At 38.0% G+C, this 9,467-nt stretch carries 8 protein-coding genes; all 8 read left to right on the forward strand.

Features of this window, described 5'->3' with window-relative positions:
- The first annotated feature begins 42 nt into the window (after nucleotides 1-42).
- Entirely contained in the window at nucleotides 43-966 is a 924-nt protein-coding gene (locus tag PQ479_RS11200; RefSeq protein WP_047990408.1) for a dihydrodipicolinate synthase family protein, read from the forward strand.
- 17 nt (nucleotides 967-983) lie between these two features.
- Nucleotides 984-2,441, forward strand: a complete 1,458-nt coding sequence (gene gucD / locus PQ479_RS11205; RefSeq protein ID WP_273716983.1) for an alpha-ketoglutaric semialdehyde dehydrogenase GucD — start codon at nucleotides 984-986, stop codon at nucleotides 2,439-2,441.
- 301 nt (nucleotides 2,442-2,742) lie between these two features.
- The gene (locus tag PQ479_RS11210) at nucleotides 2,743-3,921 is read left to right on the forward strand and encodes a mandelate racemase/muconate lactonizing enzyme family protein (protein WP_047990410.1); all 1,179 of its coding nucleotides are present in this window, start codon (nucleotides 2,743-2,745) and stop codon (nucleotides 3,919-3,921) included.
- A 260-nt stretch (nucleotides 3,922-4,181) separates the two neighbouring features.
- On the forward strand, nucleotides 4,182-5,180 hold the full coding sequence (locus PQ479_RS11215) for a PstS family phosphate ABC transporter substrate-binding protein (RefSeq protein WP_047990411.1): 999 nt from the start codon (nucleotides 4,182-4,184) through the stop codon (nucleotides 5,178-5,180).
- Nucleotides 5,181-5,267: 87 nt separating this feature from the next.
- Nucleotides 5,268-6,212: a phosphate ABC transporter permease subunit PstC gene (gene pstC, locus PQ479_RS11220; RefSeq protein ID WP_047990412.1), complete on the forward strand. Its 945-nt coding sequence runs from the start codon at nucleotides 5,268-5,270 to the stop codon at nucleotides 6,210-6,212.
- Nucleotide 6,213: 1 nt separating this feature from the next.
- Nucleotides 6,214-7,098, forward strand: coding sequence for a phosphate ABC transporter permease PstA (gene pstA, locus PQ479_RS11225; protein ID WP_047990413.1), 885 nt, complete (start codon nucleotides 6,214-6,216; stop codon nucleotides 7,096-7,098).
- Between the two features lie 227 nt (nucleotides 7,099-7,325).
- Entirely contained in the window at nucleotides 7,326-8,165 is an 840-nt protein-coding gene (gene pstB, locus PQ479_RS11230; protein WP_047990414.1) for a phosphate ABC transporter ATP-binding protein PstB, read from the forward strand.
- Nucleotides 8,166-8,182: 17 nt separating this feature from the next.
- Nucleotides 8,183-8,836: a phosphate signaling complex protein PhoU gene (gene phoU / locus PQ479_RS11235; RefSeq protein ID WP_047990415.1), complete on the forward strand. Its 654-nt coding sequence runs from the start codon at nucleotides 8,183-8,185 to the stop codon at nucleotides 8,834-8,836.
- Nucleotides 8,837-9,467 lie beyond the last annotated feature (631 nt).

The raw sequence follows: 9,467 nt of genomic DNA on the forward strand, positions 1-9,467 counted from the left end.
GCAAGTACATGTAATGTAAATTATAGAAAGTGAGGGATTTAGATGAACAATGACTCTTTTTCAAAAAAGTTTCACTCTATATCAGGCATCACCATAACACCTTTTAAGCCTAACACTAAAGAAGTGGATTGGGCGGCCGTTCGTGAAAATGTAAACTTCCTGATTGAGAGTGGTGTGGATGTAATTGTCCCTTGTGGAAATACGAGCGAGTTTTATGCTTTAACGATTGAAGAGGCAAAAGAAGAAATCAAACAAGTCGTTCATTGTGCGGCGGGCAGGGCTACCGTTGTTGCAGGAATCGGTTATTCGGTTGAAACGGCTATTGAAATGGGCAGATATGCAAAAGAGGTCGGTGCTGACAGCATCATGATTCATATGCCAGTTCACCCATATATCACAGACGAGGGTGCGTTAGCTTATTTCAAAAAAATAATTCAATCTGTTGATTTACCTGCTGTCATTTATTTTAAAGACCCGCATATAAGCGATCAAGTATTGATTGAATTAGCTCAATTAGAAAGACTTGTAGCGGTTAAATATGCGATTAATGATTTAGCTCGTTTTGCATTAACTATTCAATCCGTACCAAACGATAAGAAGGTGGCTTGGATATGCGGAACCGCAGAAAAGTGGGCTCCTTTTTTCTTCAGTGCTGGGGCAGTTGGATTTACTTCAGGGCTTGTTAATGTTTTTCCCCAAAAATCATTAGAACTAATGGAAGCTTTACAGGAACAAAACCAAGAACAAATCTGGTCATTATGGAAGGATATTATCCCATTTGAAGATTTGCGCGCTAAATATAATAACGGTAATAATGTGGTGGTGATAAAAGAAGCAATGGAATATATCGGTTTACAAGGAGGGGTTACAAGAGAGCCTGTTTCTAAACTTAACGATAGGGACCGACAAGAACTTGAGTTGTTACTACATGAATGGGGATTAAGCCCTCAAGTCACAAATGGATGAAAAAGGGGATGGTAATTATGAGTAAGCATTTTCAAAATTTTATAGATGGAAAATGGTGTGATAGTTCTAGTGGCGAAACGTTAAGCAGTATCAACCCTGCTAATAATGAAGAAGTCGTGGGTCAATTCCCTCATTCAACCAATGAAGATGTAGACGCTGCTGTCTATGCAGCCAAAGAGGCTTTCACCACATGGAAACGTGTTTCTTCGTTAAAAAGAGGAGATTATCTACATCAAGTTGCAAATAATCTTGAAAAAAAAATTGATGACATTGCTTGGACAGCAACCATGGAAATGGGTAAAACCTTAGTAGAAACAAGAGGAGAAGTGATGAGGGCTGTCCAAATTCTCCGATATTACGCACAAGAGGGTTATCGAAAAGAGGGAGATGTTATTCCTTCTGGAGGAGATAATAATTTTTTATTTACAAAAAGAGTCCCATTAGGTGTGATTGGCATCATTTCACCATGGAATTTCCCAATTGCGATCCCTGTTTGGAAAATAGCACCTGCATTAGTGTATGGCAATACAGTTGTCCTGAAACCGGCTTCTGAAACAGCTCTTACAGCGATCAAAATTATGGAGGCGTTTGCAGAGGCTGAATTACCGAATGGCGTCATTAATCTAGTTACAGGCCAGGGCTCTGTCGTTGGTGAAGCGGTTATTCATCATGAACATGTAAATGCTATCAGTTTCACAGGCTCCAATGATATCGGTAAAAAAATTGCACTAGCTTGTATTGAAAGAGGCGCTAAATATCAATTGGAAATGGGCGGGAAAAATCCTGCGATTATTTTAGAAGATGCTGATTTAGAGCAAGCTGCTGAATTAACAGTAAGTGGAGCAATGAAACATACAGGTCAAAAATGTACGGCGACAAGCCGAGCATTTATACATGAAGAAGTCTATGAGGAATTTAAGGAAAAGATATTATCCAAAGTTAAGAAGATTCGACTGGGAGCTGGTGTTGAAGAAAGTACTTATATGGGACCATTATCCTCAAGTAATCAACAAAAAAATGTGTTGAGGTTTATAGAAAATGGAATAGCAGCAGGGGCATCATTATTATTCGGTGGGAAGGTACCAGAAGGCGATGCCTATAAACATGGATACTATGTAGAACCAACCATTTTTGAAAATGTTGACCCAAGAAGTGAGCTAGCCCAAGAAGAAATATTCGGTCCTGTTTTATGTTTATTTAAAATTAATGGAATAGATCAAGCTTTAGAGCAAGCAAATGACAGTCGTTTTGGTTTGTCGGCATCACTTTTTACAAATGATATCTCTCGCTCACTAACGTATATGAATGAAATAGAAGCGGGACTGATCAAAGTAAATGGTGAGAGTGCAGGCGTTGAGCTCCAAGCACCATTTGGAGGTATGAAGCAATCAAGTTCCCACTCTCGAGAACAAGGAGAGGCAGCGAAAGAATTTTTCACAGCCATTAAAACGATTACGATCACACCCGTTAATTAATTGAATTTAGTTTACGTATCGGGAGCGGTAAGTAAACCTCCGCACATGAGCATTAGCACTAACTTTCATATAGAACCCACATGGCGAAGCCCAGTTCACTTTGCCACCAACAAAGATGAAAGTAGTGGCGACTGTTCAAACTGTTGGCACGTTTACAACTCGATCAGGAGTCTGCCTGAATAAACAGGGTGCACTGTCCTGCTAAGGTCATTTATCGCGAGATGGATGACGAGCTAACTTCAAGGCACAAACTATCGGCCATAACTAACTTTCATATAAAATAAAAAAAGGATGGTGTCTCATGAAGATATCCGACCTCACATTAACAGTAGTCGGCATTCCTAGACATACAGGTTTTATTAATAAACATATCATCGTTCAAATTTATTCAGACGAAGGAGTAATTGGCATTGGTGAAATGTCTGATTTCTCCCATTTACCTCGCTATGCACCTGACATAAAAGATCTTACAAACGTCATAAAATCAATAATAGTTGGCCAAAATCCGTTCGATATAATCAAAATCAACCAAGAACTTACTAGTAATTTTCCAGAAGCCATGTACTATTACGAAAAAGGCAGTTTCATACGTAATGGTATCGATACAGCTCTATACGATTTATGTGCTAAAACATTAGGTGTATCAGTCAGTGAACTTTTAGGTGGGCGAGTGAGAGACAAGTTGAAGGTGTGCTATCCTATTTTTAGGATGAGAAGTATAGACGAAGTTCAAGAGAATATTGATGTTGTTCAGAAAAGATTTGAACAAGGTTTTGATACATTTCGTCTATATGTAGGGAAAAATGTAGACGCAGATGAAATGTTTTTAGAACGTGTTAAGAAGGAATTCGGAAACAAAGTCAAAATCAAATCATTCGATTTTAGTCATTTATTAAGTTGGAAATCGACGTTACAAGCAGTTAAAAGATTAAGTCAGTATGATGTAGGGTTGGAAATGATCGAGAGTCCAGCATTGGCAAATGATTTTGAAGGCTTGTATCATTTTAGAATGAGAACGGATTACCCTGTTAGTGAACATGTTTGGAGTATGAGACAGCAATATGAAATGTTAAAACAAGATTCCGTTGATATCTTTAATATATCGCCCATTTTTATAGGGGGATTGACGGCGGCCAAAAGAGCGGCAGCAGTCGCAGAAGTATCAAGTAAAAGTGTGATACTTGGGACAACACAAGAACTTTCAATTGGTACAGCATCGATGGCACACTTAGGTGGAAGCTTTGCACATCTTGACTACACTTCCGATCCAACTGGCCCCGAATTATATGTCGGTGATGTTGTTAAAAATCGAATTCAATATAAAAACGGCTATTTGCATCTACCAGACGCATCGATTCCAGGACTTGGTATCGAACTAGATCAGCAACTAATTGAAAAATATCGTGTTGAGGATTTAAGCTGGGGAGACGTTACTGTCCATCAACTCCAAGATCGCACAGCCGAGACGATAAAAAGTTAAGAGCCCATATAGGGCTTTTTTTTTTTGGAGAAACCCCGAGCAAACGCATCGCATGGTCTTTCTTTTAAGAGGTTACTCCAAACACAAATTTACACCTTCACAATTCGTTTACATTCTCCACAAAACGTTTACGTCGGTTTATAAAAGCTTAACAGATTATGCATACTCCCTTAATAATGAATCCCTATACTGAAGTTGTAACAAAGAGAGCTTGCCTCTAACAAAAAAACGAATGAAAAAGAAAAGGGGAGAAACAATTCGTGAATATTAAAAAGTATTTGGTTTTATTTGTAGCTTCATTTCTAGCAGTCGTATTAGTCGCATGTGGTGGAGGTTCTGACTCAGACGAAACAGAAGGCACAAATACAGGTGCAGACAGCAATGATGATAATCAAGCTGCCGAAACAGAAGAATTAGAAGGTAGTGTCGTCATCGATGGTTCGGGGACTGTTTACCCTTTAATGGCAATCTTAGCTGAGGAATACATGATTAATGAGCAAGAAGGAGTTTCAGTTGAAGTTAGTCGTGCTGGTACAGGTGCTGGTTTCCAACGCTTCTTAGCAGAAGGTGGTACAGACTTTAACGACGCATCTCGTGAAATTAAAGAAGAAGAACAAACTTTAGCAGATGAATTAGGAATAGAAGTAAAAGAATTAAAAGTAGCTTTAGATGGTTTAACGTTTGTAGTAAACCCAGAAAATGATTGGGCGACTGAATTAACACAAGACGAGTTAATTCAAATTTTCTCAGATGATAGCATTCAGAACTGGTCTGATGTGAATCCTGATTTCCCAGATACAGAAGTTAATCGCTACGGTCCAAATGAAAACCATGGTACGTATGAGTTTTTCTTTGATGAAGTATTAGGCGGACAAGATTTAGTAAGTAACGTTAACTTGCAACAAGACTATTCAACACTTGTTAACTTAATTGCTGAAGACGCGAACGGAATTGCCTTCTTTGGATTTGGATATTTTGTAAGTAACCAAGATAAATTACAAGCAGTAAGTGTAGATTTCGGAAATGGACCTGTAACACCGTCTCTTGACACCATTGGTGAAGGTGATGCAGATTATGCACCATTCACACGTCCAGTATTCACTTATTTAAATGTGAATCATGCTAAAGAAAAACCGGAAGTATTAGATTTTGCTAACTATGTAATGAACAACATGAACAACTTTGCTGGTGAAACTGGATTTGCTCCAATTCCAGAAGAAGAAGTACAAGAGTTCATTGACTTTTTAGAAGGACTTTAAATAAAAAAAGATAGAGTGAGTTGAGGAAACTCAGCCACTCTATTTGGTTCAAAAGGGAATGAACCGGAAGAAAGGGGAGCCGTATCAATGAGTAAGACTGTTACGGAGAAAAAAACCGTTCAACAGATGATTGAACAAAACAAAAATAAAAAGAACTTCACTTCCATTATGGAAAAGTTAATGCCAAAACTGCTTTTTGCGATTGCGGCCATTTCTATTTTTACGACGGTAGGAATTATTTTTACCCTATTAAGTGAAACGGTTGAATTTTTTAGACGCGTACCGTTTTTAGATTTCTTTACAGGGACTATATTAAAACCTTTAAGTGCCAATCCGGAATTTGGTATTCTTCCTTTGGTTACGGGAACGATATTGTCATCACTTATTGCCATGCTCGTTGCTATACCGATTGGATTAATGACAGCTATTTACTTAAGTGAATATGCATCAGATAAGGTTCGAAGAGTATTAAAGCCAGTTTTAGAACTTTTAGCTGGTATTCCAACTATTGTATATGGATTCTTCGCCTTTACGTTTGTAACACCGATTTTAAGAGAGATTATTCCAGGACTTGAAGCAACGAATATTTTGAGCCCAGGTATTGTGATGGGAATTATGATTATTCCGATGGTTGCCTCACTTTCAGAAGATGCGATGAGCTCTGTTCCAAACGCGATGCGTGAAGGGGCGTTAGCTTTAGGTGCTACCAAATTAGAGGTAACAGGAAAAGTTGTTATACCTGCTGCGATTTCAGGTATTATTGCTTCCTTTGTATTAGGAATTTCTCGTGCTATTGGTGAAACAATGATTGTAACGATTGCAAGTGGTAGCTCCAAAAACTTTACATTTGATATTACTCAATCGATGCAAACAATGACTGCATATATCGTTGAAATCACAAGTGGAGAAGCTGCAGCTGGAACAACCATTTATTATAGCTTGTACGCTGTTGCGATGACATTATTTGTTTTCACATTATTAATGAATGTCATTGCACAATATATTTCCCGTAAATTTAGGGAGGAATACTAATATGCGTTATATGGATATGGAAAAGGTTCAAACTAGAATAGATAAACGATTAATTAAAAATAAAGTAGCGAAATCAGTCTTTCTTTTCGCTTCTAGTATCGGATTAATCTTTTTAGCGATATTAATTTACCGTGTTTTTGCCGATAGTATCGGTTGGATTGACTTTGATTTTCTTTCTGGGAAGTTATCTACACGTGCTGAAAATGCAGGGATTATGGGTGCCATTTTAGGAACACTTTGGTTAATGGCCATTGTAGCTCCTGTGACGATGTTACTCGGTGTAGGTACAGCCATTTATCTTGAGTGCTACGCTAAAAAAGGAAAAATACAATCATTTATTCAAACGAATATATCCAATTTAGCTGGTGTACCATCGATTGTATTTGGAATTTTAGGTTTAACGGTATTTGTACGAGGATTCGATTTAGGAAATGTTGTTTTAGCAGGTGGATTGACCATGTCGTTACTTGTACTTCCGATTGTTGTAGTTGCCTCACAAGAAGCCATTCGAGCTGTTCCAAATCACTTAAGTGAAGCGTCCTACGGAATGGGAGCTACTAAATGGCAAACGATTAAAAATATCATTTTACCATCTGCCCTACCAGGTATTTTAACAGGTGCAATTCTTTCATTATCAAGAGCAATTGGGGAGACAGCACCGCTTGTTGTTATTGGGATACCAGCGTTATTAATACCGTTCCCTGAATCAATTTTTGACCGATTTACCGTTTTACCAATGCAAATTTATTACTGGACATTAGATTCAGCGTTAGTTGCGGAATACGCAAACTTAGCAGCAGCAACAATTGTCGTACTATTAGTCGTACTATTTATCATGAACTCAGTTGCTATCCTAATCAGAAATAAGTTTTCAAATAGATATTAAAACACGTATTAGAGGAGTTTGACCACATGAGTTTGTAGAAGCCTAGTGGTGAGCAGCGCTAAATGTTTGCACGATTTATCAACCTATAGTTCAGTGCCACTCAATAGGACGCGGAATATGATTTTCGGTAGCGGCGAGTAAAACTCCGTATACCAGCAATAGTCAACTTTTATACAAAAGGGAAATTCATGTGAGATTTCATCAAAAGAAAATGAGGAGAGATCATAATGACTGTTATGACAGAACCGAAAAAGAAACAAGTAAAAGTAGAGCTTAATCAACAAGCAAAAAGTAAAAATGAAATATCATCAAAACCAATCGTTTACAACACAAAAGGATTAAACCTTTGGTATGGTCAAGACCACGCTTTAAAAGATATTCATCTACCAATCTATGAAAAAGAAGTAACAGCCATCATTGGACCGTCTGGTTGTGGTAAATCAACATACTTGAAGACTTTGAACCGTATGGTTGAGCTTGTTCCGATTGTTAAAATTTCTGGTGACATTGAGTTAAGAGGAAATAATATCTTCCACAAATCATATAAAGTAGAAGAGTTAAGAACGCGTGTAGGTATGGTGTTCCAAAAACCAAATCCGTTCCCAAAATCTATTTATGATAATATCGCATACGGACCAAGAATTCATGGAATCCGTAATAAGAAAATCCTTGATGAAATTGTTGAAAAGAGCTTACGAGGCGCTTATATTTGGGATGAAGTCAAAGATCGTTTAAACGAAAATGCATATGGACTTTCAGGAGGACAGCAACAACGTCTTTGTATCGCGAGATGTTTAGCAATTGAGCCAGATGTTATTTTAATGGATGAACCAACATCTGCCTTAGATCCGATTTCTACACTAAAAGTGGAAGAGTTAGTACAGCAATTAAAAGAGGATTACAGTATTGTGATTGTTACACACAATATGCAACAAGCTGCAAGAATTTCGGATCGTACAGCGTTTTTCTTAAATGGAGAAGTAGTTGAATATGATAAAACGGATACTATTTTCTCTAATCCAACGGATCGTCGTACGGAAGATTATATTTCTGGTAGATTTGGTTAATTTGAGGAGGAGACAGGATGGCTGTTCGTGAAAATTTTACTCATCAATTACAAGTTGTAAAAGAGCAATTATTGGATATGGGTGCAAGGGTTTCTGAAGTTTTACATGAATCACATCGGGCATTTCAAGAAGCAGATATCGAGACGATGGACCGAATTATTAAGGATGACCATTTAATCAATGAACTAGAACACAAATTAAATGATTCTGTTACTTTACTCATCACGAAACAACAGCCAGTTGCAACAGACCTTAGGAAATTAATTGTTACGTTAAAAGTTTCAAGTGACTTAGAGCGTGTCGCTGATTTAGCTGTTGATATGGCGAAAGCGGCTCGTCGCTTAGACGCACAAATGCTAACAGATATACGTGAAAAAATGATGAAGATGTTCCAACTTGCAGAGCAAATGATTGAAGAGTCGTTAAAAGCTTATGCTCAATCTGATGTAATCCTTGCTCAGCGTGTCGCATCCATTGATGACCATGTTGACCGCATGTATGGAGAAATCATCCGTGAATTATTTGAATTGAACTCAAATGAGGTTGAGGTCAATCAAATAACGCAATTTGCCTTCATTGGTAGATATATAGAACGTATGGCAGACTATGCAACCAACATTACAGAATGGGTTATTTATGAAATGAACGGAAAGCATTTTGACTTAAATTAATAATATCCCCCTTTCAATTTAAGTCTCATCCCCTTAGAAAAGAATAAAAGTCCAAAAACTGTCTTAGTAGTATCAAAAACTAAGTCAGTTTTTTTATTTCATACGATCACCGCTCGAGCCTATTCGTGTACTTGCTCCAGCACAACCCATGAGTAAGTGATATGTTTATTCTTGCATTTTCATACAAAAACCACAGTCGGAGCTAAATGCCCCTCCGCCACCAACAAACACGAAAGTGTGATTTTGCTATTAGCATGGTGGTTCTTTATTCACTTTGTTTTGTTGTTATTTCTTTTAAGGAATGTTATTTGTACTTGAGAATGAGCAGTACCCGGCGGGCGAGTCATGCAAATGCTCCCGCAGGACGTGCAGCATGATTCTCGGGAGCGACGAGTAGAGCTCCGCACATGGGTATCAGCACTAACTTTCATATAAAACCCGTATGGTGGAGCCAAAACCGCTCCACCACCAACAAAGATGAAAGTCATCTATCGCCACCTTAAGGTTCATAAGGAATTGTGAAGATACGGAGGCAAAACCTTAGAGTATCTGCACAAAGAGAGGGTTAATGTGAAGATACGGAGGCAAAACCTTAGAGTATCTGCACAAAGAGGAGGTTAATGTGAAGATA

The sequence above is a fragment of the Alkalihalobacillus pseudalcaliphilus genome (assembly GCF_028610675.1).
GTDB lineage: Bacteria > Bacillota > Bacilli > Bacillales > Bacillaceae_D > Alkalihalobacillus > Alkalihalobacillus pseudalcaliphilus.

Coding starts and splice junctions, on each gene's coding strand:
- PQ479_RS11200 (WP_047990408.1), top strand. CDS start 43: ATGAACAATGACTCTTTTTCAAAAAAGTTTCACTCTATATCAGGCATC.
- gucD (WP_273716983.1), top strand. CDS start 984: ATGAGTAAGCATTTTCAAAATTTTATAGATGGAAAATGGTGTGATAGT.
- PQ479_RS11210 (WP_047990410.1), top strand. CDS start 2,743: ATGAAGATATCCGACCTCACATTAACAGTAGTCGGCATTCCTAGACAT.
- pstC (WP_047990412.1), top strand. CDS start 5,268: ATGAGTAAGACTGTTACGGAGAAAAAAACCGTTCAACAGATGATTGAA.
- pstA (WP_047990413.1), top strand. CDS start 6,214: ATGCGTTATATGGATATGGAAAAGGTTCAAACTAGAATAGATAAACGA.
- pstB (WP_047990414.1), top strand. CDS start 7,326: ATGACTGTTATGACAGAACCGAAAAAGAAACAAGTAAAAGTAGAGCTT.
- phoU (WP_047990415.1), top strand. CDS start 8,183: ATGGCTGTTCGTGAAAATTTTACTCATCAATTACAAGTTGTAAAAGAG.